The 24,012-nt window shown below is 63.0% G+C and carries 26 protein-coding genes; 24 read left to right on the top strand and 2 right to left on the bottom strand.

Annotated features, from left to right (window positions below; all coding sequences use genetic code 11):
• Positions 1-233 precede the first annotated feature (233 nt).
• The 13 genes from ldtR to AC0NIL_RS22570 all read left to right on the top strand — a co-directional run bounded on the left by ldtR (position 234) and on the right by AC0NIL_RS22570 (position 11,704).
• A complete protein-coding gene (gene ldtR / locus AC0NIL_RS22630; protein WP_008875359.1) occupies positions 234-749 on the top strand; it encodes a transcriptional regulator LdtR in 516 nt (171 codons plus the stop codon).
• A gap of 421 nt (positions 750-1,170) precedes the next feature.
• The gene (locus AC0NIL_RS22625; RefSeq protein WP_127366821.1) at positions 1,171-2,424 is read left to right on the top strand and encodes a L,D-transpeptidase family protein; all 1,254 of its coding nucleotides are present in this window, start codon (positions 1,171-1,173) and stop codon (positions 2,422-2,424) included.
• A gap of 142 nt (positions 2,425-2,566) precedes the next feature.
• Positions 2,567-4,213, top strand: coding sequence for a Na+/H+ antiporter (locus AC0NIL_RS22620; protein ID WP_275954700.1), 1,647 nt, complete (start codon positions 2,567-2,569; stop codon positions 4,211-4,213).
• Positions 4,214-4,386: 173 nt separating this feature from the next.
• The gene (glyA, locus tag AC0NIL_RS22615; protein ID WP_013532252.1) at positions 4,387-5,700 is read left to right on the top strand and encodes a serine hydroxymethyltransferase; all 1,314 of its coding nucleotides are present in this window, start codon (positions 4,387-4,389) and stop codon (positions 5,698-5,700) included.
• A 76-nt stretch (positions 5,701-5,776) separates the two neighbouring features.
• Positions 5,777-6,439 (top strand): hypothetical protein, encoded by a 663-nt coding sequence (locus tag AC0NIL_RS22610; protein WP_064995447.1) that lies wholly within the window; start codon positions 5,777-5,779, stop codon positions 6,437-6,439.
• Positions 6,440-6,596: 157 nt separating this feature from the next.
• The gene (nrdR, locus tag AC0NIL_RS22605) at positions 6,597-7,076 is read left to right on the top strand and encodes a transcriptional regulator NrdR (RefSeq protein WP_013532250.1); all 480 of its coding nucleotides are present in this window, start codon (positions 6,597-6,599) and stop codon (positions 7,074-7,076) included.
• 2 nt (positions 7,077-7,078) lie between these two features.
• Positions 7,079-8,194, top strand: a complete 1,116-nt coding sequence (gene ribD / locus AC0NIL_RS22600; RefSeq protein ID WP_063167764.1) for a bifunctional diaminohydroxyphosphoribosylaminopyrimidine deaminase/5-amino-6-(5-phosphoribosylamino)uracil reductase RibD — start codon at positions 7,079-7,081, stop codon at positions 8,192-8,194.
• Between the two features lie 12 nt (positions 8,195-8,206).
• A complete protein-coding gene (locus AC0NIL_RS22595; protein WP_064995446.1) occupies positions 8,207-8,824 on the top strand; it encodes a riboflavin synthase in 618 nt (205 codons plus the stop codon).
• A gap of 63 nt (positions 8,825-8,887) precedes the next feature.
• Positions 8,888-9,148 carry a CopG family ribbon-helix-helix protein gene (locus AC0NIL_RS22590; RefSeq protein ID WP_013532247.1) on the top strand — a complete coding sequence of 87 codons (261 nt, stop codon included), beginning with the start codon at positions 8,888-8,890 and terminating at the stop codon, positions 9,146-9,148.
• The gene (locus tag AC0NIL_RS22585; RefSeq protein WP_063171900.1) at positions 9,148-9,423 is read left to right on the top strand and encodes a type II toxin-antitoxin system RelE/ParE family toxin; all 276 of its coding nucleotides are present in this window, start codon (positions 9,148-9,150) and stop codon (positions 9,421-9,423) included. Before AC0NIL_RS22590 ends, AC0NIL_RS22585 begins: the two co-directional genes overlap by 1 nt.
• Positions 9,424-9,504: 81 nt before the next feature.
• Positions 9,505-9,999, top strand: coding sequence for a 6,7-dimethyl-8-ribityllumazine synthase (ribH, locus tag AC0NIL_RS22580; RefSeq protein WP_013532245.1), 495 nt, complete (start codon positions 9,505-9,507; stop codon positions 9,997-9,999).
• Positions 9,996-10,496, top strand: a complete 501-nt coding sequence (gene nusB / locus AC0NIL_RS22575; protein WP_013532244.1) for a transcription antitermination factor NusB — start codon at positions 9,996-9,998, stop codon at positions 10,494-10,496. Before ribH ends, nusB begins: the two co-directional genes overlap by 4 nt.
• Positions 10,493-11,704, top strand: coding sequence for an MFS transporter (locus tag AC0NIL_RS22570; protein ID WP_063167767.1), 1,212 nt, complete (start codon positions 10,493-10,495; stop codon positions 11,702-11,704). The genes nusB and AC0NIL_RS22570 overlap by 4 nt, the downstream gene beginning before the upstream one ends.
• Positions 11,705-11,712: 8 nt before the next feature.
• Here AC0NIL_RS22570 and AC0NIL_RS22565 read toward each other — a convergent pair whose 3' ends face one another.
• Complete coding sequence (locus tag AC0NIL_RS22565; RefSeq protein ID WP_224620244.1) at positions 11,713-12,285, bottom strand: NADPH-dependent FMN reductase; 573 nt, start codon at positions 12,283-12,285, stop codon at positions 11,713-11,715.
• 205 nt (positions 12,286-12,490) lie between these two features.
• Here AC0NIL_RS22565 and osmF point away from each other — a divergent pair, with 205 nt between their 5' ends.
• The 5 genes from osmF to AC0NIL_RS22540 all read left to right on the top strand — a co-directional run bounded on the left by osmF (position 12,491) and on the right by AC0NIL_RS22540 (position 18,683).
• Entirely contained in the window at positions 12,491-13,402 is a 912-nt protein-coding gene (gene osmF, locus AC0NIL_RS22560; RefSeq protein ID WP_013532241.1) for a glycine betaine ABC transporter substrate-binding protein OsmF, read from the top strand.
• Between the two features lie 55 nt (positions 13,403-13,457).
• Positions 13,458-14,621 (top strand): ABC transporter permease, encoded by a 1,164-nt coding sequence (locus tag AC0NIL_RS22555; protein WP_275954697.1) that lies wholly within the window; start codon positions 13,458-13,460, stop codon positions 14,619-14,621.
• Entirely contained in the window at positions 14,618-15,556 is a 939-nt protein-coding gene (locus AC0NIL_RS22550) for an ABC transporter ATP-binding protein (protein WP_013532239.1), read from the top strand. Before AC0NIL_RS22555 ends, AC0NIL_RS22550 begins: the two co-directional genes overlap by 4 nt.
• On the top strand, positions 15,553-16,302 hold the full coding sequence (locus AC0NIL_RS22545) for an ABC transporter permease (protein ID WP_013532238.1): 750 nt from the start codon (positions 15,553-15,555) through the stop codon (positions 16,300-16,302). Before AC0NIL_RS22550 ends, AC0NIL_RS22545 begins: the two co-directional genes overlap by 4 nt.
• A gap of 239 nt (positions 16,303-16,541) precedes the next feature.
• The gene (locus AC0NIL_RS22540; protein WP_275954696.1) at positions 16,542-18,683 is read left to right on the top strand and encodes a sodium-translocating pyrophosphatase; all 2,142 of its coding nucleotides are present in this window, start codon (positions 16,542-16,544) and stop codon (positions 18,681-18,683) included.
• A 272-nt stretch (positions 18,684-18,955) separates the two neighbouring features.
• On the opposite strand, the gene AC0NIL_RS22535 is transcribed toward AC0NIL_RS22540, so the two are convergent.
• Entirely contained in the window at positions 18,956-19,468 is a 513-nt protein-coding gene (locus tag AC0NIL_RS22535) for an outer membrane protein assembly factor BamE (protein WP_013532236.1), read from the bottom strand.
• A gap of 114 nt (positions 19,469-19,582) precedes the next feature.
• Here AC0NIL_RS22535 and AC0NIL_RS22530 point away from each other — a divergent pair, with 114 nt between their 5' ends.
• The 6 genes from AC0NIL_RS22530 (at position 19,583) to AC0NIL_RS22505 (ending at position 23,932) form a co-directional block, all read left to right on the top strand.
• A complete protein-coding gene (locus AC0NIL_RS22530; protein WP_275954695.1) occupies positions 19,583-20,131 on the top strand; it encodes a ubiquinol-cytochrome C chaperone family protein in 549 nt (182 codons plus the stop codon).
• The gene (locus tag AC0NIL_RS22525) at positions 20,128-20,676 is read left to right on the top strand and encodes a YceD family protein (RefSeq protein WP_027162417.1); all 549 of its coding nucleotides are present in this window, start codon (positions 20,128-20,130) and stop codon (positions 20,674-20,676) included. The genes AC0NIL_RS22530 and AC0NIL_RS22525 overlap by 4 nt, the downstream gene beginning before the upstream one ends.
• A gap of 112 nt (positions 20,677-20,788) precedes the next feature.
• Positions 20,789-21,859: a phosphate acyltransferase PlsX gene (gene plsX / locus AC0NIL_RS22520; RefSeq protein ID WP_275954694.1), complete on the top strand. Its 1,071-nt coding sequence runs from the start codon at positions 20,789-20,791 to the stop codon at positions 21,857-21,859.
• Positions 21,860-21,868: 9 nt separating this feature from the next.
• The gene (locus tag AC0NIL_RS22515; protein WP_024504674.1) at positions 21,869-22,840 is read left to right on the top strand and encodes a beta-ketoacyl-ACP synthase III; all 972 of its coding nucleotides are present in this window, start codon (positions 21,869-21,871) and stop codon (positions 22,838-22,840) included.
• A gap of 103 nt (positions 22,841-22,943) precedes the next feature.
• Positions 22,944-23,267, top strand: a complete 324-nt coding sequence (locus AC0NIL_RS22510) for an integration host factor subunit alpha (RefSeq protein WP_013532231.1) — start codon at positions 22,944-22,946, stop codon at positions 23,265-23,267.
• Positions 23,268-23,392: 125 nt separating this feature from the next.
• Complete coding sequence (locus tag AC0NIL_RS22505; protein ID WP_063167770.1) at positions 23,393-23,932, top strand: MerR family transcriptional regulator; 540 nt, start codon at positions 23,393-23,395, stop codon at positions 23,930-23,932.
• The last annotated feature ends 80 nt before the right edge of the window (positions 23,933-24,012 follow it).

Genomic DNA, 24,012 nt, shown 5'->3' with positions numbered 1-24,012 from the left:
TGAACCCATTGGCGGCCCGGCTGTCGCCTCGAATGAGCCCTGCAATCGTTGCCGAAATCTTTAGGTTAATTATCCTTGCTCGGGTGACCGTTCGTTAAGCCTCTTCCGAAACCCCTTACCGGTAAGCTCTTGTTAGCCCTAGCGTTTAAGTCGAATTTTATGAGTATTCGATAGTGTCGCGATCAAGGTGAAAAACAAAAAATCACCAGGGCGACAAACGAGAGGCAAAGACAATGATCAATTCGCGTCCGGCGGCGAAGACCGCCAACGTATCCGACGATCGCCGTGAGGCTATCCGTTCCCTGTACATGGAATCGCTGCAGCTTGTTGAACGGCTGCACCGCCGCCTGCTTGATGTGATCAAAGACGAATTCGACCGCAACGGCCGTTCCGACATCAATGCCATCCAGGCACTGCTGCTGTTCAACATCGGCAATTCCGAACTGACCGCCGGCGAGCTGCGCTCGCGTGGCTACTATCTCGGCTCGAACGTCTCCTACAATCTGAAGAAGCTGGTCGATCTCGGCTTCATCAACCATCAGCGCTCGCGCATCGACCGCCGTTCGGTCCGTGTCTCGCTGACGCCGAAGGGCAATGAGGTGGCCGAGGTCGTCGCCGGCCTCTACGAGCGTCATGTCGGCTCGATCGAACAGGTCGGCGGCATCAACACCGATGAGTTCAAGCAGATGAACCGCGCTTTGCAGCGGCTCGACCGCTTCTGGAACGACACCATCGCCTACCGGATGTAAGACATCCGCCGCATCGGATCCGGCCCGCGCCACAGAAGCGCGGCCGAAATATCGACCTTCAGTCAGGGCCGGTGCCGAGAGGCATCGGCCTTTCTTTGATTTGGCTGGTCGTTATACTGGGCGGCCGATCACCGATCGATACCCAAAAAGCACGGTCCGTTCTTTTCGGAATGCTGGCCGGTCGGATTTGGCCGCAAGGCCACGTTGCCGCCATATTCCAATGGAACCGAGAATGGCAGTGATGCTGTGGTGAAGGCCATGCGTTCACCCGCAGCCCGTATCGCGCCTGTGCGTTGTCACACCAAGCTGATACGGACCATGGTTGGCTAATTGTTAAGATTGCCAATTTTACAGTGCGGGCGAGATCGCCCGGTGATCAACGCAGCAAGTGATCGAACTGCTACCAATGTCTGGAACGTCCATGAAAACCAGCCGTCGTTTTTTCCTGTCCGGAGCCTCCGCGCTCGCAGCCGCGGTGGTCGCCGGCGGCGCCAATGCGCAGGATGTGATCGGTGATATCCTGAAATCCTCGGCGCGCGGCAATTGGGACGACCAGTTCGACGCCCGCGCCAGCGAGGGTGGCAAGGTGGCCTCGACGCTGCCGATCTTCAGCCCGCAGACCGTTGCTTTCACGGAACAGGCGGTCGGGCAATACCAGAACATTGTCGGGCAGGGTGGCTGGGTCGAGGTTCCCGCGACCAAGAAACTGCAGCTCGGCGTCGATGATCCCGATGTGGTGCCATTGCGCAAGCGCCTGATGGTCGCGGGCGACCTGTCGCAGAGCGCCGGCATTTCGACGGCTTTCGATTCCTATGTCGACTCGGCAGTCAAGCGCTTCCAACTGCGTCACGGCCTGCCGGCTGATGGCTCGATGGGCAAATACACCTATGCGGCGATGAACGTTTCGGCGCAGATCCGGCTTGGCCAGTTGCAGACCAATCTTCAGCGGCTGCGCGAGAAAGCCGGCACGCTGGGCAGCCGCTACGTGCTGGTCGACATTCCGGCAGCCCAGGTCGAAGCGGTCGAGAACGACCGCGTCGTGCTTCGCCACACCGCGATCGTCGGCAAGATCGATCGCCAGACGCCGATCGTCAATTCCAAGATCACCGAGATCATTGTCAATCCATACTGGAACGCGCCGGTCTCGATCGTGCGCAAGGACATCATTCCGCTGATGCGGAAAAATCCCGATTATCTCAAGAACAGCCACATCCGCCTGTTCGCGCCCGATGGCAGCGAAGTCGATCCGATGAATGTCGACTGGTCGACCGACGACGCCGCCAAGTACCGGTTCCGCCAGGATCCCGGCTCGGAAAACGCCATGGCTTCGGTGAAGATCAATTTCCCGAGCCCTGACGGCGTCTACATGCACGACACGCCGCAGCAGAGCCTGTTCGGCAAGATGTTGCGTTTCGATTCCTCGGGCTGCGTGCGCGTGCAGAATGTGCGCGACCTCGTCACCTGGATCCTGCGCGACACGCCCGGCTGGGACCGCCAGCATTTCGAGGCGGCGATCAAGACCGGTGAAAACACGCCGATCCAGGTCACCAATCCGGTGCCGGTCCACTTCCTCTATCTCTCGGCCTGGTCGACCGGTCCGGGCGTGGTGCAGTTCCGCGACGACGTCTACGCGCTTGATGGCAACAACGAGCTGCAGATCACGTCCGCGCTTTAAGTATTTGATTTCTATTTAAAAAGGCCGCCTCTCAGGGCGGCCTTTTTTCATTGATTGGGTGCCGCGGCGTTTTTCACGGGAGGGCGGCTGGACGGATCGGCCGGCTTTGCGCATGGTCGGCGGGAAAGCCTGGAACCGGACCATGGAAGTCGCTGTCTTCATTCTGGTCGTGCTCGTCTTCGTGGCGCTTTCCGGCGCGCTGGTTCGCCTGGTGCGGGTGCCGTTGCCGGTGCTGCAGATTGCGATCGGTGCCGCGCTCGCCTGGCCGGTGCGCGGCATCCATGTCGAGATCAATCCGGAACTGTTCCTGCTGGTGTTCATTCCGCCGCTGCTGTTCGGCGATGCCTATGGCGCACCGAAGCGTGAACTGATGGCGCTGCGCGGACCGATCCTGGATCTGGCCATAGGGCTGGTCTTCTTCACCATCGTCGGCTTCGGCTACGCCTTGCATTGGCTAGTGCCGAGCATCCCTCTGGTGGTCGCTTTTGCGCTTGCCGCGGTGCTGTCGCCGACCGACGCGGTGGCTGTGTCCTCGATCGTCGACAGGAATGTTGTCCCGGCGCGGCTGATGCACATTCTCGAAGGCGAGTCGCTGCTCAACGACGCTTCAGGCCTCGTCATGTTCCGCTTCGCCGTCGCAGCAGTGCTGACCGGCAGCTTTTCCCTTGCCGCGGCTTCGTTCAGTTTTCTCTATGCCGTGGCGATCGGCATCCTGATCGGCGTCGCGGCGCTGTTCGTTGCCGCCAAGCTGCTGCAATTGCTCAACCGGATCGGCGGCATGCCGGCCGAAGCGCAGGTGCTGGTGATGGTTCTGCTGCCCTTCATCGCCTATCTCGGCGCCGAGCATGTCGGAGCGTCCGGTATTCTGGCGGCTGTTACCGCCGGCCTGCTCACCGGCGGCTCCGGCGTGTTTCGCTTCCTCGGCGTCTCGGCCCGCATGCAGACGATGTCGCTGTGGACGACGCTTTCCTTCGTTTTCAACGGTGCTCTCTTCATCGTGCTCGGCCTGCAGCTTCCCGACATCATCCGCCATGTGCCGCCGGAACTCATGAGCCTGCACCCGATCATCCAGCCGATCGCGACCGTCGTGGCGCTGACGCTGTGCCTGATCGCGTTGCGCTTCCTGTGGATATGGGTCGGCGATCTCGCAGCCGGCATCGCCGCACGTCTGGGCAAGCGCAAGGTGGAGCCGTTCGGGTTGCGCGTGCGGCTCGCCGGTTCGGTGGCCGGCGTGCGCGGCGCCATCACGCTGGCCGGCATATTGTCGCTGCCGCTCGCCATGCCGGACGGCTCGCCGTTCCCGGCACGCGATCTGGTCATTTTCCTGGCCGCCGGCGTCATCATCTGTTCGCTGGTCTTCGCCAGTCTCGCTCTGCCGACGATCGCCAGGGGGCTGGTCGAGCCGGGTGAGGATGCCGGCGCCGCCGAGGAGCGGCTGGCGCGTGTCGGCGCCGCCAAGGCGGCAATCGCGCGCATCGAGAGCATCGCCGGAGCCGCAGATGATGAGGGAGGCGAGGTGCCCGGCGCCAGGCTTGCCGCCGCCGATAGCATCGTCGCCGGCTACCGGCGCCGCATCGCCGCCTCGGACGAAGCCGATGAGGCCCGCGCCGAGGCGCGTGAAGCCGGAAGGCTGGAGCTCGAATTGAGATTTGCGGGCATCGAAGCCGAGCGCGAAGCCGTGCGCGCCATGTTTCGCAGCGGCGAGATCAACGACCATACGTCGCAGGCGCTGTTTACCGAGATCACGCTCACCGAGGCATTGCTGAGGGGCCGGAAGGCGAGGAAATAACGACGCGCGGGCCTGGCTGGCGCAATCCGGCCAGCAAATTTCGCGTGGCAAACGTGGCGGGGCGAAAACAACTGTGTTAATGGCGCCGCGTGCAGGTTGCCCAAAAGTGTACAGCGGTTTGGGCAACGACATGCGTAAACAAAATTGCCCCCGAACCCCGAGGATTTCAGGCTATGGCAACAGCAGCGGCAGTGTCGAACAAATTCGAATCCTTCTTCGAAACCACGCTGGCCGACGCCGATCCGGAGATTTTCGGCGCCATCCGCAACGAACTCGGCCGCCAGCGCCACGAGATCGAGCTGATCGCCTCGGAAAACATTGTTTCCCGCGCGGTGCTTGAGGCGCAGGGCTCGATCATGACCAACAAATATGCCGAGGGCTATCCGGGCAAGCGCTACTACGGCGGCTGCCAGTTTGTCGACGTGGCCGAGGAACTGGCCATCGAGCGCGCCAAGAAGCTGTTCGGCTGCAACTTCGCCAATGTCCAGCCGAATTCCGGCAGCCAGATGAACCAGGCCGTCTTCCTGGCGCTCTTGCAGCCGGGCGACACGTTCATGGGCCTCGACCTCAATTCCGGCGGCCATCTGACCCACGGTTCGCCGGTCAACATGAGCGGTAAATGGTTCAAGGTCGTCTCCTATGGCGTGCGCCAGGACGACCATCTGCTCGACATGGATGCCATCGAGAAGACCGCGCATGAAACCAAGCCGAAGCTGATCCTGGCCGGCGGCACCGCCTATTCCCGCGTCTGGGACTGGAAGCGTTTTCGCGAGATCGCCGACGCGGTCGGCGCCTATCTGATGGTCGACATGGCGCACATCGCCGGGCTGGTCGCCGGCGGCGTGCATCCGTCGCCGCTGCCGCATGCCCACGTCGTGACGACCACGACGCACAAGTCGCTGCGCGGCCCGCGCGGCGGCATGATCCTGTGCAATGACGAGGACATCGCCAAGAAGATGAATTCGGCGGTGTTCCCCGGCCTGCAGGGCGGCCCGCTTATGCATGTCATCGCCGCCAAGGCGGTTGCCTTCGGCGAAGCGCTGAAGCCAAGCTTCAAGGTCTATGCCGAGAGCGTTGCCGCCAACGCCAAGGCGCTCGCCTCCAGCCTCAAGGAAACCGGTCTCGACATCGTCTCCGGCGGCACAGACAACCATCTGATGCTGGTCGATTTGCGTCCGAAGAACGCCACCGGCAAGCGCGCCGAGGCGGCGCTGGGCCGCGCCAACATCACGTGCAACAAGAACGGTATTCCGTTCGACCCGGAAAAGCCTTTTGTCACCTCGGGCGTGCGTCTCGGCACCCCGGCCGGCACCACGCGCGGCTTCGGCCAGGCCGAATTCCGGGAGATCGGCAAGCTGATCGCCGAAGTGCTGGATGGTCTCAAGGTCGCCAATTCCGACGAGGGCAATGCCGCCGTCGAAGCAGCGGTCAAGGCCAAGGTCGTGGCGCTGACCGATCGCTTCCCGCTCTATCCCTATCTCGGCTGACCCGATAGGAAGTTTTACCGCCTGCTGCAACGACAAGCGTCGTTTCAGCAGGCCGGGGCGACCGACAGGAGCCTTGATGATGCGACCATTTCGTTTCGCCGACCTCGGCGCCGTTGGCGCTCTGGCTGCTTTGATCGCCGGGCTCCCCGGCAACGCCTTGGCGCAAACCGCCCCTGCTCAAGCCGCGCCCGCGCAACCCGCTCATGCGCAACCCGCACCTCAGCCCGAGCCCGCGGCGCCCGCCCAGACGGCACCCAAGCTCGAAACCTTTGGCAGATGGTCGACCCTGGTCGACGAGGCCGACACCGGTGAGGATCTGCGCAAGACCTGCGCGGCCTCGACCGCCTTTATCGGCGCTGGCGGCGAGAGCGGCGTTCTGACGCTCATCATCACGAACGGTGATGCACTGCCGCCGGATGCCTACCCGTCCGTAACGATCGCCGTCGACAACAAGGCCTTGCCGGCCGGCAAGTCGGTTGCCGCCACTTTCGGCGACGACAAGGGCCGCGTCACTGCCAAGCTCCATTCCGATGGCGCCGTCAACGGCCGGCTCAGTTGGACCGTCGACAACCAGTCCAAGACCAGCCTGGCGCTCCTGCGCGCCATGCGCCGGGCATCGGTGCTTGACGTCTCCTTCGGCGATGCGCCGGTTGGAAGCATATCCATGGACGGCTTCACCAAGGCCTATCGTAGTCTCGGCGCATCGTGCGGGTTTCCGACCGCCGACGTTGCTCCCTGAAGACATCGGTACGATGTGCGGCTGCTGGCGAGGCTGGCAATCCTGCTTGCGCCTCGCTATCTCTGAAGGGCGAGGGAGCTGTTGGCGACACTTTGCCATCGCTGCAAAAACCTCTAAGCCTTTCGCTTCACCAGATTCGCCACCCAAAGGCTTCTCCATGCGCTGTCCCTATTGCCAGTCGGAAGATACGCAGGTGAAGGATTCGCGCCCCGCCGAGGATGGCGCGGCGATCCGCAGGCGGCGCGTCTGCCCCGATTGCGGCGGCCGTTTCACCACCTTCGAACGCGTGCAGTTGCGCGACCTGGTCGTGGTCAAGAAATCGGGCCGCAAAGTGCCCTTCGACCGCGACAAGCTGTTGCGCTCGGTGGAGATCGCCGTGCGCAAGCGCAATGTCGATCCCGAACGCATCGACCGCGCGGTGACAGGCATCGTGCGCCAGCTCGAAAGTTCCGGCGAGACAGAGGTTGCTTCGGGAGAAGTCGGCCGCCTGGTCATGGAAGCGCTGAAGTCGCTCGACGATGTCGCCTATGTCCGTTTCGCCTCGGTCTACCGCAATTTTCGCGAGGCCAAGGATTTCCACGAATTGCTGGGCGAGCTCAAGGGCGACGAAGTCAAGGGTGAAGAGGAAGCCAGCTGAGCATGACTGCAAGCGAACAGGCCGCCCTTGATCGCCGCTTCATGGCAGCGGCACTCAGACTGTCGCGAAAAAATGCCGGGCGCACCGCGACCAACCCGTCTGTCGGGACGCTGATCGTGCGCGATGACGGCAATGGTCCGATGATCGTCGGCACCGGCGTCACCGCTGTCGGCGGCCGTCCGCATGCCGAGACCGAGGCCCTGGCCGAGGCCGGCGACCTCGCGCGCGGCGCCACCGCCTACGTCACGCTGGAACCTTGCGCCCACCACGGCCGCACGCCGCCTTGCGCCAATGCGCTGGTCAATGCCGGCGTTGCGCGGGTCGTCGGTGCCGCCAGCGATCCCGATTCGCGCGTGTCCGGCAAGGGTTATGCGATCCTGCGCGCGGCCGGTGTCGAGGTGGTCGAGAAGGTGCTGGCGGCGGAAGCCGCCGAGCAGATGGCCGGCTATTTGATTCGATCGTTGAGAAAACGCCCGGAAGTGATTCTCAAGCTTGCGCTTTCCAGCGACGGCAAGATCGGCAGGGAAGGTGACGGGCAGGTGTCGATCACCGGCGATATCGCGCGCCGAGAAGTGTATCTGATGCGGGCTGAGGCGGACGCCATACTGGTTGGTATCGGCACCGCCCTTGAGGATGATCCGGCCCTGACGGTGCGTTTGCCGGGGCTTGAGAACCGTTCGCCTGCCCGCATCGTGCTCGACCGCCAGCTCAGGTTGCCGGAGGCCTCGAAGCTGGTTTCGGGCGTCGACCGGGTACCGCTCTATATCGCCGCCTGCCTGGAGGCCGATCCGCTGCGGCGGGCAGCACTCGAACGCGCCGGCGTGCGCTTCATCGGCACCGAGACGCACGAGGGCGGCGTAGCCTTGCCGGAACTACTCGAGGATCTGGCCGCGCTCGGCATGGCCAGCGTGCTGGTCGAGGGCGGCGCCAGGGTGGCGAGCGCTTTCCTGGCCGACGGGCTGGTCGACCGCATCGTGCTGTTCCAGGGACCGGATGCAATCGGCGACGACGGCATTGCATCGCCGATCGACGCCGACCATATCCCGGCAGGATTTCGCAAATTGCGCGACATGCGTTTCGGCGAAGACAGCTACGCCGAGTGGACAAGAGACCTCTAGGGATCAACACCGATGTTTACCGGAATTGTCACCGATGTCGGCACTGTCGCGTCCGTCAAGCCGCTCAGGGAAGGGGCGGGGCTGCGCATCGACACAGCCTATGACCCGCAGACCATCGCCATCGGCGCCTCGATCTCCTGCGGCGGCGTCTGCCTGACAGTCACGGCCTTGCCCGACAGCGCCTCGAATGCACGCTGGTTCGAGGTTGAAGCATGGGAGGAAGCCTTGCGGCTGACCACGGCCTCGGGCTGGAAATCCGGCACCAAGGTCAACCTGGAGCGGGCGCTGAAGATCGGTGACGAACTCGGCGGCCACATCGTTTCGGGCCATGTCGACGGCATGGCCGAAATCGTCGAGCGCAAGGATGAGGGCGATGCCGTGCGCTTCACGCTGGAAGCGCCGCGCGACCTGGCGAAGTTCATCGCGCCCAAGGGCTCGGTCGCGCTCGACGGCACCTCGCTCACCGTCAACAAGGTCGAAGGCACGCGCTTCGACGTGCTTTTGATCCACCATTCGCTGACCGTGACCACCTGGGGTGAGCGCAAGGTCGGCGACCGCGTTAATCTCGAGATCGACACCATGGCGCGTTATGCGGCGCGGCTGGTCGAGGCGACGAAAGAGGGGCTTTAAGTGCTGCTGCACTCGACTTAATCAGTTTTAATCGCTATGATTAAATCTGATTGTGAGGCTCTGATGGATACAAAAGTAATCACCGCTCACGTTCCGCTGCCGCTGGCTGAAAAGGTAGATCAACTGGCTGCCCGCCTTGAGCGCCCACGCGGCTGGATCGTCAAACAAGCTCTTTCCGCGTGGGTGGATTTGGAGGAGGAGCGCCGACGGCTCACGCTTGAAGCAATGGCCGATGTCGACGCAGGACGGGTCATCGATCACCAGGCCGTGCAGGCGTGGGCTGAGAGTCTTGGTACCGACAAGCCACTGCCGGTGCCTCGTTGATGGAGTTGAAATGGACCAACAAGGCTTTGTCCGACTTGGTCCGGCTACATGATTTTCTCGTGCTAGAAAATGGCCCGGCGGCCGCACGTGCCGTGCAGTCGCTTACTGCCGCGCCGGCACGGTTGGTCGAATATCCGCGCATCGGTGAGAGACTGGAAGAGTTCGAACCACGAGAAGTGCGTCGCATTTTGGTAGGCAGCTACGAAATTCGTTACGAGATACAGAACACGACAATTTCTGTGTTGCGCCTGTGGCATACGCGAGAGGATCGATAGGACAGGAGTCCATCCAGCAATCTTCCGCTTGCGATGAACCCGGCTTCGGCCTAAGTCACCGGCAACTCCCCGGAGACTTTTATGGCTGGTACATCCCAACACGGCAAAGCCTTCATTCGTCCGAAGGCGAAGGCGCATCTGCTCATTGTCGAAGCGCGCTTTCATGACGACCTTGCCGATGCGCTGCTCGACGGCGCGACAAGCGCGCTCGATGAAGCGGGCGCGACTTACGACGTCGTCACCGTTCCAGGTTCGCTGGAGATCCCCGCGGTGATCACCTTTGCACTGGACGGCGCGACGGAAGGCGGCACACATTATGATGGCTTTGTCGCGCTGGGCACCGTCGTCCGCGGCGACACTTACCATTTCGACATTGTCGCCAATGAATCCAGCCGCGCGCTCATGGATTTGAGCGTGCAGGACTCGGTCTGCATCGGCAACGGCATTCTCACCACCGAGAATGACGCCCAGGCCTGGACTCGCGCCAAGCGCTCGGAAGGCGACAAGGGCGGCTTTGCCGCGCGTGCGGCGCTGACCATGATTGCCCTCAAGGAACAATTGGGAGCGCGATCGTGAGCGAACCCGCTTCGCCCGGGCAGCCTGCGATGCGCCACGCCAACAAGCGCGGCGCTGCCCGTCTGGCCGCCGTGCAGGCGCTCTATCAGATGGATGTCGCCGGCAGCGGTGTCTTCGAGATCACCGCCGAGTACGAGGCGTTTCGCCTTGGCAAGGAAGTCGACGGCGCGCTCTATCGCGAGGCCGATGCGCAATGGTTTCGCGCTATCCTGGCGGGTGTCGTCGAGAACCAGAAGACCATCGATCCGATCATCCGCCAGGCGCTGACCGAGGACTGGCCGCTGTCGCGGCTCGATTCGACGCTGCGCGCCATCCTGCGCGCCGGCGTCTACGAACTGATGAAGCGCGAGGATGTCCCGGTCGCCGTCATCGTCTCCGAATATGTCGACATCGCCAAGGCCTTCTACGAGGAAGACGAGCCGAAGCTGGTCAATGCCGTGCTCGACCGTGTGTCACGCCGGGTGCGTGGCGAGGGGCGCGGCAAGGACGCATCATGACGGCAATCGCCGTCGAGGCAGGCAGCGAGGCGCGCCGCACGGCGCTGATCCTGGCCGCATCGCAGGCGATCATCGGCTCGGCGGCCCCCATCGCCATCTCCGTGGGGGCGCTGGCCGGGCAATATCTGCTTGGCCCCGACAAATCATTGGCGACAGCGCCGATCACCGGCTTCAACATCGGCGTGGCGCTCGGCGCGCTGCCTGCAGCGGCCATCATCCGCAGAATGGGCCAGCGCGGCGGCTTCATGACCGGAACGATCGTCACGGCGCTTGGCGGCCTGATCGCCACGCTTGCGCTTTTTCAAGGGAGCTTCTGGCTGTTTGCCTTTGGCTTGCTCACGATCGGTGTCGGCGGCGCCTTCGTCCAGCAGTTCCGCTTCGCCGCCGCTGACAACGCACCGCCGGAATTCAAGGCGCGCGCCATCTCCTTCGTGCTGGCCGGCGGCATCGTCACCGCTATCCTCGGGCCGCAGATTGTCATCTTCACCCGCGAATCGCTGGCGCCGGTCATGTTTGCCGGTTCGTTCGTGTCCATCCTGCCGCTGGCCGCCGTCGGCGCCATCATCCTGTCATTCCTGCGGCTGCCGGCGAAAGCATCCGGCAAGGTGGAGATCGCCGACAGCGACGCCAGACCACTGGCTGAAATCGTCACGCAGCCGCGTTTCGTCGCCGCGCTTTTCTGTGCGGTCGGCAGCTACGCGCTGATGAGCTTCGTCATGACGGGCGCACCGCTGGCCATGGTCGGCTGCGGACTGTCGGAGACCGACGCGACGCTGGGCATCTCCTGGCACGTCATGGCGATGTTTGCGCCAAGCTTCTTCACCGGCTCGCTGATCCATCGCTTCGGCGCCGAACGCATTGTGACCACCGGCCTGATCCTGCTCATCGGCTGCGCCATTGTCGCTCTGTCGGGCCTGGCGCTGTGGCAGTTCTGGACGTCGCTGATCCTGCTGGGCCTTGGTTGGAACTTCGGCTTCATTGGCGCGACCGCAATGGTGGCCTCCACCTACCGGCCGTCGGAAAAGGGCAAGGTGCAAGGCTTCCACGACTTCGTCCTGTTCGGCTCCGTCGCCTGCGCCTCACTGATGTCGGGCATGGTCTACAACGCCTGGGGCTGGGAGATGCTGAACTGGATAGTCTTTCCGGTCACCGTCCTGTGCTTCGTGGCGCTGGGCGCGCTGAAGGTGACGAGCGCGCGCCCGGCTTGACGCCAAGCCTATGCGTCCGGCGGCAACACCTGAAGCACCCTCGCTATGAACATATGGAACTCAGCCATGTAGTTGCGCAGGAAGTCCTCGGTGGATTCGACCGTCACTTCGCCGTCGTCCGTTATCAGTCCCGGCGTGAACTGGATATAGGCTTCCGGCGCATTCATCTGGGGTGAGTTGCAGAAGCTCAGAACGCTGCGCAGGCTTTGTTGGGCGACAGCGGTTGCGATGGCGCCCGGCGATGTTCCGATGACGGCGGACGGTTTGCGCGCGAATGAATTCTTTCCATAGGGGCGGCTCGCCCAGTCGATCGCGTTCTTTAATCCGCCAGGGATCGAGCGGTTGTACTCCGGGGTAACGAACAGGACGGCTTGGACGGACGCGATCGCCTTTTTGAAATCCCGGGCGACCGGCGGGAAATTCGCATCATAATCGTAGCTGTAAAGAGGCAGATCCCTGAAGGCGATTTCCGTCATTTCAAGTTCCGGAGGAGCCAGTTGAACGAGCGCCTTCGCGAGCTTGCGGTTGATGGATTCCCGGGCAAGACTTCCGATGAGGTAGCCGACTTTGTGTATGGCCATGACACGCTCTCCGTGTTTGCCACCCGCACCCTATGGCATTATCCGCCAGATGGCAGCAGATCGCCAGCGTCGCCTCAAAATCGGCCTTCCGAACAAAAATATTGCGCTGATCCCCCTTGTTATGAAACCGTGTGCCCCGACTGGCCGTTGAAGCCATGCTCATATGCGGTCATCGCGTTTCGGTTCATAGCTAGGGGTTTTCACAATGTTTTCAGTCAAGTTTCTGGCCGGCGCGGCATTGGCGCTCGGCATCACGGTGGCTTCCGCCAATGCCCAGGTGGTTGTCTCTTCGAAAATCGACACCGAGGGCGGCGTGCTCGGCAACATCATCCAGCTCGTCCTCAACGCCAACAACATCAAGACATCGGACCGCATCCAGCTCGGCGGCACGCCGGTGGTGCGCAAGGCGATCACCGCCGGCGAGATCGACATCTATCCCGAATACACCGGCAACGCCGCCTTCTTCTTCGAGAAGGCCGACGACCCGGTCTGGAAGGATGCCGCCAAGGCCTATGAAACGGCCAAGAAGCTCGACTACGACGCCAACAAGATCGTCTGGCTGTCGCCGTCGCCCGCAAACAACACCTGGGCGATCGCGCTGCGCAAGGAAGTCGCCGAGACCAACAAGCTCGCCACGCTCACCGACTTCGGCAAATATGTCGCGGGCGGCGGTCAGGTGGTGCTGGCGGCTTCCGCCGAGTTCGTCAATTCGGCGGCTGCACTGCCGGCCTTCCAGACCACCTATGGCTTCACGCTGAAGCCGGACCAACTGATCACTCTCTCAGGCGGCGACACCGCGGCAACCATCGCCGCGGCCGCCAACCAGACCAACGGCGCCAATGCGGCCATGGTCTACGGCACCGATGGCGGCATCGCACCGTCCGGGCTCGTCGTGCTCGACGACGACAAGGGCGTGCAGCCGGTCTACCAGCCGGCGCCGATCATCCGCGAAGCGGTGCTGAAGCAACATCCCGAGATCGAGACGCTGCTGAAGCCGGTCTTCGCCAAGCTCGACCTCGTCACGCTGCAGGAGCTGAATGGTCGCGTGCAGGTCGGCGGCGAGCCGGTCAAGGGCGTCGCCGAGGACTTTTTGAAGAAGAACGGCTTCCTGAAGTAGGACGATTCCGGCGCGCCGCTTTCGTGGCGCGCCGGATCGACTGACGGGGGAGGGCGTGAACATCCGCTTCGACAAGCTCGGCGTGGTCATCGCCGCTATATCAGCCTACGCGGCTTTTGCCGCGCCCTTTGCCACGTTCCGTGCCAACCGCATCGTCCCCGGCCAGGCGCGCTCGATTCTCGAGGCGCTGCCGGCAACCACCGGGACGCTGCTGCTCGTCATCGTCGTCGCCGCAGCACTCATCGCGCTGTTCAAGACACTGCTTGCGCTGCGCCTTGCCGCCAGCGTGGTGGCGCTTGCCGCGCTCGCGCTGCTGATCGGCGTCGCCGGAACATTCCTCACGCCGGAGGGCAACACCTTTGCGAGAGTTTCGCCAGCCTCCGGTTTCTGGATTCTGATCTTTGCCTTCACGCTTTTGCTTGCCGATGTGCTGACACGGCTGAACCTGTCGCCATTGGCACGAGTTGGCGTGCTTGCGGTCTCGGCTTTGGCGATCGGGCTGCTGTTGATTTCGGGAAGCTGGGACAATCTGTCGATCCTGAAGGAATATTTCAACCGCGCCGACAGTTTCTGGGCGGAGGGCTCCAAGCATGTGACGCTGGCGCTAGGGTCGCTGCTTGCGGCAGTGGTCGTCGGCCTGCCGGTCGGTATTCTCTGCCATCGCGTCGAGAATCTGCGCGCCGGCGTTCTCAACGTGCTCAACATCATCCAGACCATTCCCTCGATCGCGCTGTTCGGCCTGCTGATCGCGCCGCTCGGCTGGGTGGCCACGCATGTGCCGGGGGCTGCCGCGCTCGGCATTCGCGGCATCGGCACAGCCCCCGCCTTCGTCGCGCTGTTCCTTTATTCCCTGCTGCCGGTGGTGGCCAACACCGTGGTCGGTCTCGCTGGCGTGCCGCGCGCCGCCAACGACGCGGCACGCGGCATGGGCATGACCGAACGCCAACGCCTGTTCGGCGTCGAGTTTCCACTGGCCTTTCCAGTGATCCTGACCGGCATCCGCATCGTCTTGGTGCAGAACATCGGCCTCGCCACCATTGCCGCGCTGATCGGCGGCGGCGGTTTCGGCGTATTCGTCTTCCAGGGTGTGGGCCAGACGGCGATGGACCTTGTGCTGCTCGGCGCGGTGCCAACGGTCGCGCTCGCCTTTGCCGCCGCCATCATCCTCGATGCGGTGATCGAAATGACCGCCACCAGGCGCAGGGTTGAAACGGCATGATCGAGATCGAAGGCATTACCAAGCGCTATGACGCGACGACCGTGGTCGATGACGTGTCGATGGTCATCGAGCCGCGCACCATAGCCGTCATTGTCGGCACGTCCGGTTCCGGCAAGACGACGTTGCTGCGCATGATCAACCGGCTGGTCGAACCGACCTCGGGCATCATCAAGCTCGACGGCGCCGACAATCGTTCGCTGCCCGGTTATGAGCTGCGCCGCAGCATCGGCTACGCCATCCAGGGTCACGGCCTGTTCCCGCATCGTACGGTGGCGCAGAACATTGCCACCGTGCCGGTGCTGCTCGGTTGGGACAAGGACCGCATCAAGGCCCGGGTCGACGAACTGATGACGCTCTATCAGCTTGACCCCGAAGCCTTCGGGCCGCGCTACCCGCACGAACTGTCCGGCGGCCAGCAACAGCGCGTCGGCGTTGCCCGCGCGCTCGCCGCCGAGCCCAACGTGCTGTTGATGGACGAACCGTTCGGCGCCCTCGACCCGATCATCCGCAACAAGGCGCAGGAAGATCTGCTGGCGATCCAGAAGCGCTTCGGCACCACCATCATCCTGGTCACCCACGACATGGAAGAGGCCGTGCATATGGGCGACAAGATCGCGGTCATGGATGCCGGCAAGCTGGTGCAATACGCCAAGCCCGCCGAGATCCTGGCAAAGCCGGCAAGCGCCTTCGTCGAGACCCTGGTCGGCGCCAGCGAAAGGCCGTTCCGGTTGCTGTCGCTCGGTCGGGTCCGCGATGCCGTGGAGAAGGGCTCCGCCGAAGGCGAGGCGATCCCCGGCGACGCCAGCCAGCGTGACGCGCTGGCCGAATTGTTGTGGACGGGCCGGCCGGCGCTGCCGGTCAAAGGCGCCGATGGCAAGCCGCTTGGCCGCGTCACCGTCGACGGGCTGGTGAAGCGCGCGGCGAGGCCGGCATGAAGGCCTGGCTTCCATCGTTGCTCAGACTTGCCCTGGTGATGCTGCTCGTTGCCTTCGTCACCAATCCCGGCTGGTTCGTGCCGCTGCTGAAGCCGCTGACCGAAAACAATGCGCCGGTGATCTACAACCAGGGCAGCCTGCTGACGCTGACATTGCTGCATTTGCGCACGGTTCTGATCGCCACCGTGGCAGCAACCATCGTTGCGGTGGCGCTTGCCATCCTGGTCACCAGGCCGGCCGGCGCCGAATTCCTGCCGCTGTCGCGCAGCCTGGTCAACATCGGCCAGACCTTTCCGCCCGTGGCGGTGCTGGCACTCGCTGTGCCGGCCGTCGGCTTCGGCGAGAAGCCGACACTGATCGCGCTGTTTCTCTACGGCCTGCTGCCGATCTTCGAGAACGCGCTGACCGGCCTGACGACGCTACCTGCCAATGTCGTCGAGGCGGCGCGCGGCGCCGGCATGACCGGTTGGCAAAGGCTCACCAAGGTCGAACTGCCGCTCAGCGCCCCGATCATTCTCGGCGGCATCAGGCTGTCGGTGGTGATCAGCCTTGCCACGGCGACCATCGGTTCGACCGTGGCAGCCAAAACGCTGGGCGAAGTGATCATCGCCGGGTTGTTGTCCAACAATCTCGCCTTCATCCTGCAGGGCGGCCTGATCGTGGCAGCCCTTGCCGTGCTGATCTATGACGGCCTGTCGGCCATAGAGCGCTACACGGCGCGCCGGATGGGCCGGGAGGCAGAGTAGCCGCGTCCTGCGTCAGGGCTAATTTCAATCGATCTAATCCCCGGGTGCTGACGGCAGCCGCCGCCTGGTCCCAACCATTTGGGCGAAAGCCGGGCAAAAACCGAACAATATCTTGACGTTCGCAGCCCTGTTTCGCATACACCGCTGCGAAGAGGCGGATTCCGTGCTCGGAATCCGGTCTTTGTCTCAACGGCCCAGGGAGGGGTTCTTTTGGGCCATCAATCGAGGAAAATCCGGCAATGACAATTATTTCCGCCGTCATCGCCTGCGGCCTGCTTTCAATCCTTTACGCCATCTGGGCGACACGTTCGGTCCTTGCGGCCGATCAGGGCAATGCACGCATGCAGGAAATCTCCGCGGCTATCCGCGAGGGCGCACAAGCCTATCTGGCGCGTCAGTACACCACCATCGCCATCGTTGGCGTCGTCGTCCTCGTGCTCGCCTGGTGGTTGCTGTCCATCACCGCCGCGATCGGCTTCCTGATCGGAGCGGTGCTTTCAGGCGCCGCCGGCTTCATCGGCATGCATGTCTCCGTTCGCGCCAACGTTCGCACGGCGCAGGCCGCATCGAACAGTCTCGCTGCCGGCCTCGACATCGCGTTCAAATCGGGCGCCATCACCGGCATGCTGGTTGCTGGCCTCGCCTTGCTCGGCGTGTCGATCTACTACCTCATCCTGACCCACTTCATGGGCCTCCAGCCCAATGACCGCATCGTCATCGACTCGCTGGTCTCGCTCGGCTTCGGCGCATCGCTGATCTCGATCTTCGCTCGTCTCGGCGGCGGCATCTTCACCAAAGGCGCCGACGTCGGCGGCGATCTCGTCGGCAAGGTCGAAGCCGGTATTCCCGAAGACGATCCGCGCAACCCGGCCACGATCGCCGACAATGTCGGCGACAATGTCGGCGACTGCGCCGGCATGGCCGCCGACCTGTTCGAAACCTATGCGGTGACTGTCGTCGCCACCATGGTTCTGGCTGCCATCTTCTTTGGCGGCACCGCCGTGTTGGGTGCGGCCATGCTTTATCCACTCGCCATCTGCGGCGCCTGCATCCTGACCTCGATCGTCGGCACCTTCTTCGTCAAGCTCGGTTCCAACGGCTCGATCATGGGCGCACTCTACAAGGGCCTGATCGTCACTGGCCTGCTGTCCATCGTCGGCCTCGGCGTCGCCACCCAGGTGACGCTCGGCTGGGGTGAGGTCGGCACTGTCGCCGGCATGGTCATCACCGGCAAGAACCTGTTCATCTGCGGCCTGATCGGCCTCGTGGTGACCGGTCTCATCGTGGTCATCACCGAATACTACACCGGCACCAACAAGCGCCCGGTCAATTCCATCGCCCAGGCGTCGGTCACCGGTCACGGCACCAACGTCATCCAGGGCCTCGCGGTCTCGCTGGAATCGACGGCGCTGCCGGCGATCGTCATCGTCGGCGGCATCATCTCGACCTATCAGCTTGCCGGCCTCTTCGGTACGGCGATCGCGGTCACGACGATGCTCGGCCTTGCCGGCATGATCGTTGCGCTCGATGCCTTCGGCCCGGTCACCGACAATGCCGGCGGCATCGCCGAAATGGCCGGCCTGCCCAAGGAAGTGCGCCACTCCACCGACGCGCTCGACGCGGTCGGCAACACCACCAAGGCGGTGACCAAGGGCTACGCCATCGGCTCCGCTGGTCTCGGCGCATTGGTGCTGTTTGCCGCGTACTCGAACGACCTGAAGTTCTTCGCCGCCAATGGCGACAGATATCCCTACTTCCAGGGCATGGGCGAGATCTCCTTCGATCTCTCCAACCCATACGTCGTCGCCGGCCTGATCTTCGGCGGGCTGATCCCGTATCTGTTCGGCGGCATCGCCATGACGGCCGTCGGCCGTGCGGCGGGCGCCATCGTCGAGGAGGTGCGCAAGCAGTTCCGCGAGGATCCGGGCATCATGGCCGGCACCTCGAAGCCGAACTACGCCCGCGCGGTCGACCTTCTGACCAAGGCGGCAATCAGGGAAATGATCATCCCGTCGCTGCTGCCGGTGCTGGCGCCGCTCGTCGTCTATTTCGGCGTGCTGCTCATCTCGGGCTCGAAGGCGTCTGCCTTTGCAGCGCTGGGTGCCTCGCTGCTCGGCGTCATCGTCAACGGCCTGTTCGTCGCTATCTCGATGACCTCTGGCGGCGGCGCCTGGGACAACGCCAAGAAGTCCTTCGAAGACGGCTTTGTCGACAAGGACGGCGTCAAGCATCTCAAGGGTTCCGAGGCGCACAAGGCTTCGGTGACCGGTGACACGGTCGGCGATCCCTACAAGGACACCGCTGGCCCCGCCGTCAACCCGGCGATCAAGATCACCAACATCGTCGCGCTCCTGCTGCTGGCCGTGCTCGCGCACGGCTGATCTAGGCTTCAGCCCGAAACAACCCGCGGGAGCGATCCCGCGGGTTTTTTGTTGAGCAAAGCCATGTCGACGCGTCAACAAGCCGATCTCTTGCATGCGGTAAATGCGCCGGTATCTCATCTACCGGCTTGGGTTTTGACGGCTTAAGCATCGCCGGCAAACATACGGGGATCTTGCCCTGATCGAGGCCACAACAAAAACCCGCAGGATCGCTCCCGCGGGTTTTTGGTCGCCTGAGATGATGAGGCTCCAGGAATGGAAGCCGAAAGGAATTAGGCGCCGCCGCCCGGAATGCTAGGTGCCAGCTTGCTGGCACCGTTGATGATCTGGCTGAGGAAGTTCTGGTCCTTGCCGCCGGTCGGTGTGGTGCGTGAGATGAAGTCGAACATCTTGCCGTCCTTCATCCCGTAATTGGCGATCTGGGTGACGCGGCCATCGGCGCCGAAATAGACCGCCAGCACATGCTGATCAATGAGCCGTGGCTTGTCGAAGGCGACGTAGCGCTTGCGCGTCTGCGAAATGTAATAGAAGGCCTCGTTGTCGAACGTCGCGGTCGTCGACGGCGTGCCGAGTGCCAGAAGCACCTGCTCGCGGCTCGAACCGACCGGCACCAGGTCGATTGCCTGCTGGTCTATGACGTAACCTTGCGTCAGCGTCTCACTCGGGCTGAGGTCGCCGATCATCTTGGAGGTGTGGCAGGCCGATAGTGCCGAAACGATCATCAGCAGCGAGATCGCGCCGGCGGGCCTGGACGAGAAGGTCGACTTGAAATTCAGCGCGCGCAACAACAACTCCATTAGCTGGCCGCAACTTGCGCTGGGCCGCGAAACCGGTAAACCAGCTTGCTTGCCGATGCAACAAGCCCACTTCAACAAACGGTCCCCAGGAGACCATCCCCAATGTTCCAGCGCTTTTTTGGCCGCGAACGCTACGCCAACCGCGCTATCACCGAGGCGCTTTACGCACAAATCGTGGCGGCGGCGCGGCAGACGGTGTTTTATTCCCACTGGAATGTGCCAGACACGCCGCTTGGCCGTTTCGAGATGCTGTCGCTGCACATGTTCCTGTTCCAGCACAGGTTGCGCGGTGAGAGCGGTGCGGCGCAAGAGGTCGCCCAGGTGCTGATCGACGAGTTCTTCCTCGACGTCGACCATTCGTTGCGGGAATTGGGCATTGGCGACGTTGGCGTGCCCAAACGCATGAAAAAGCTGGCAAAGATGTTTTATGGCCGAACCGCTGCCTATGACGATGCCCTGGAAAGAAACGACCATGAAGCGCTGACCGCGGCTCTTGCCCGCAATGTCCGGCCCGACGCGGGCGCCTGGCTGGAAGCATCGCTGCTGGCCAACTATGTTACCGACGCGCGCAATCATCTGGTCGCGCAGACATCCGAATCGATTGTCTCCGGCACGCTGACCTTTCCCGCCGCCAAGGAGGTTGAACAATGAAGCATGTGGACCCGCAAAGCCCGGTCTCCTTCCGTGCAAACATCACGCGCCTGCCGCAAAAGGGCCTGCCGCTGGTTATCGAAGCTGATGCCGCACAGCGTGCGGCACTGGCCGAGGAGCACGGGTTGATTTCGGTCGAATCCTATCGCGCCGAGCTTCTGGTCGCGTCGTGGAAGCGCAATGGCGTGAAGATAAGCGGTCGTGTCGAAGCCGACATCACCCAGGCCTGCATCGTCACGCTCGAGCCTGTCGAAGCGCATATCGACGAACCGGTCGAAGCGCTGCTGCTGCCCGAGGATTCCAAGCTTGGACGGCAGGGTTTCGATGGTGGCGGCGAGATCCTGCTCGACGCGGAAGGCCCTGACAGTCCAGAGACATTTTCCGGTGACACGATCGATGTCGGGGCACTCGCCGAACAGTATTTCGGGCTCGCCATCGACCCCTATCCGCGTAAGCAGGGCGCATCGCTCAACGCCGGCAGCGAGACCGAACCGGCGGAGAATGAATTTCAGCAAAAACTGCGATCCTTGCTGGGAAAATCCTGAAAAGCTCGCCCGCGACGGAAAAGTCGGTTGTGTGGCAGCCCAAAACCGTTATTTTCGCCGAACCTTCGCGGTCGCTAAACGACCTGCCGCCTAACCGTGAGACAAATACCGCGTGATCAGGATTTCCATCGATGCCATGGGCGGCGATCACGGACCAGCCGTGGTCGTTCCAGCGCTCATGACGGTCGCGACCCGTCGTCCCGACATCCGCTTCGTCATCTTCGGGCGTGAGGAGGTCGTGCGCCCGGAGCTCGCCAAATTTCCCAAGCTTGCCGAGATCAGCGAATTCTTCCATTGCGAAATTGCGGTCAGGATGGACGACAAGCCGAGCCAGGCGCTGCGCCACGGCCGCTGGAAGTCATCGATGTGGAAGGCCGTCGAAGCGGTCAAGGCCGGCACGGCCGACGCCTGCATTTCCGCGGGCAACACCGGTGCGCTGATGGCGATGTCGAAATTCTGCCTGCGCACCATGGCCACCATCGATCGCCCGGCGATCGCAGCCCTTTGGCCGACATTGCGCGGCGAAAGCGTGGTGCTGGATGTCGGCGCGACCATCGGGGCCGATGCGCAACAGCTCATCGATTTTGCCATTCTCGGCACCGGCATGGCGCGCTCGGTCTTCGGCATAGCCCGGCCCAGCGTCGGCCTGCTCAATGTCGGCGTCGAGGAGATCAAAGGCCAGGAAGAGGTCAAGGAGGCGGGGCGCATGCTGCGCGAAGCCAACATGGCCTCGATGAACTATCACGGTTTCGTCGAGGGCGACGATATCGGCAAGGGCACGGTCGACGTTGTGGTGACCGAGGGCTTCGCCGGCAACATCGCTCTGAAGACCGCGGAAGGCACGGCGCGCCAGATAGCGGGTTATCTGCGCGCCGCGATGAGCCGCACCCTGATGGCCAGGATCGGCTACGTCTTCGCTAAGGGCGCCTTCAACCGCTTGCGCGAAAAGATGGATGTCGGCCGCTCCAATGGCGGCGTTTTCCTGGGGCTGAGCGGGATCGTCGTCAAAAGCCATGGCGGTGCTGATTCTGACGGGTTCGCCGCCGCGATCGAACTCGGCTATGACATGGTCCGCAACAACCTCCTCGACCGTATCGAGGCCGATCTGGACCTGTTTCATGCGCGCAACCCGCGCGCCCTGTCATCTAGGAAATCCGACGTCGTCACCGACGCAAAGGAATAGGAAAGAACTTTGATCAGATCAGTCGTGCGCGGCACGGGCGCCGCGCTGCCCCGCCGAATCATGAAGAATGCCGATTTCGAAGGCATGGTCGAGACCTCCGACGAGTGGATCGCCCAGCGCACCGGCATTCGCCAGCGCCACATCGCGGGCGATGACGAGACGACCGCTTCGCTGGGGGAAGCGGCGGCACGTGCCGCACTTGCCAATGCGGGCCTCACGCCCGCCGACATCGATCTGATCGTGCTGGCGACCTCGACGCCCAACAACACGTTTCCGGCAACCGCCGTCGAGATCCAGAACCGGCTCGGTATGCATCACGGCTTTGCCTTCGACATGCAGGCGGTCTGTTCGGGTTTCGTCTATGCCGTGACCACCGCCGATCTCTACATCCGCGGCGGCCTGGCCAAGCGTGTCCTGGTGATCGGGTCCGAAACATTCTCGCGCATTCTCGACTGGAGCGACCGGTCGACCTGTGTGCTGTTCGGAGACGGCGCCGGTGCCATGATCCTGGAAGCGGGCGAGGGCGCGGGCACGATCGCCGACCATGGCGTTCTGGCGGCCAGCCTGCGCTCCGACGGCACGCACAAGGACAAGCTTTTTGTCGATGGCGGGCCGTCGACGACGGGTACGGTCGGCCATCTCCGGATGGAGGGCCGCGAAGTCTTCAAGCACGCGGTCGGCATGATCACCGACGTCATCGAGGCGACGTTCGCGCAAGCCGGTATCTCAGCCGAGGATCTCGACTGGTTCGTGCCGCACCAGGCCAATAAACGAATTATTGACGCTTCCGCCAAGAAGCTCGGGATAGCTGAGCAAAAGGTGGTGGTTACGGTCGATTTGCACGGTAACACCTCGGCTGCTTCCGTGCCGTTGGCGCTGTCGGTGGCCGTTGCCGACGGCCGCATCAAGAAGGGCGATCTCGTCCTCCTGGAAGCGATGGGTGGCGGCTTCACCTGGGGCGCTGTCCTGGTTCGCTGGTAAGTGCCGAACGGTCCAGTTTCGGTCCTTGACCTTGACGGATCAATTACTTAGGCTCTGCCGTTGTTGTGCCGAATTTTATGTTTTGAGCTGATGGGACGGTCGCATGGGGGGAAAGACACTTACGCGCGCCGACCTTGCCGAGGCAGTTTACCGGAAGGTCGGCCTGTCGCGCACTGAATCGGCCGAACTCGTCGAAGCGGTGCTGGATGAAATCTGCGAAGCCATCGTGCGCGGCGAAACGGTGAAGCTGTCGTCCTTCGCGACATTCCACGTCCGCTCCAAGAACGAGCGTATCGGCCGCAATCCCAAGACCGGCGAGGAAGTGCCGATCCTGCCGCGTCGGGTGATGACCTTCAAGTCGTCCAACGTGCTGAAGAGCCGTATCTTGCGCTCCCATCAGAGCGGCAAGGCCAAAAGCGGCAAGTAATCCTACTGCGCGGTTGAAAACCGCCACCGCCATGACGCCGGGCTTGAATATTGCTTCATAAACCGCTGAAATAAGCCCCGATTCGGCAGCTAGGCCGGATCATCGTCCAGCGTGAGGATTCGCCCATGGACAAGAGCCCCGACGCCTTTCGTACCATCAGCGAGGTCGCCGAAGATCTCGATTTGCCGCAGCATGTGCTGCGCTTCTGGGAAACGCGTTTCAACCAGATCAAGCCGATGAAGCGCGGCGGCGGCCGTCGTTACTACCGGCCGCAGGATGTCGAGCTGATCAAGGGCATCCGCCATATGCTCTACGACCAGGGCTACACCATCAAGGGCGTGCAGAAGCTGTTGCGCGAGAACGGCAACCATTTCCTGGTTGCCATCGGCAATGGCGACATGGCCGCCGTCGAGGCGATCTCGCAGCGAAGGCAGGCTGACCAGGTGCCGCTGACGCCGGCGGCCCAGCCGCGCAGCATGGACGACGAACTGGTCGGCCAGCCGCGCGTCAAACCCAGCCGTCGCTTTTTCGGCCTGGGCAAGAGCGACGAGGACGGCCCGGTGCAGCCGGATGCATCGAAACTCTCGCGCGACAACAGGGCCTTGCTGCAGGAGGCGCTGTTCGACCTCCTGGAATGCAAGCGCCTGCTTGATCAGGTGCGCTGACCGCAGTCCGACGCGATAGTTCGAAACCGGAACCCGTCTTCCGGTGAGGCGTTACGTTTCCTTCTGCAAGTGAAGGAAAC

The organism is Mesorhizobium sp. WSM1343 (genome assembly GCF_055901535.1).
This window is presented reverse-complemented; position numbering and strand designations above follow the sequence as displayed.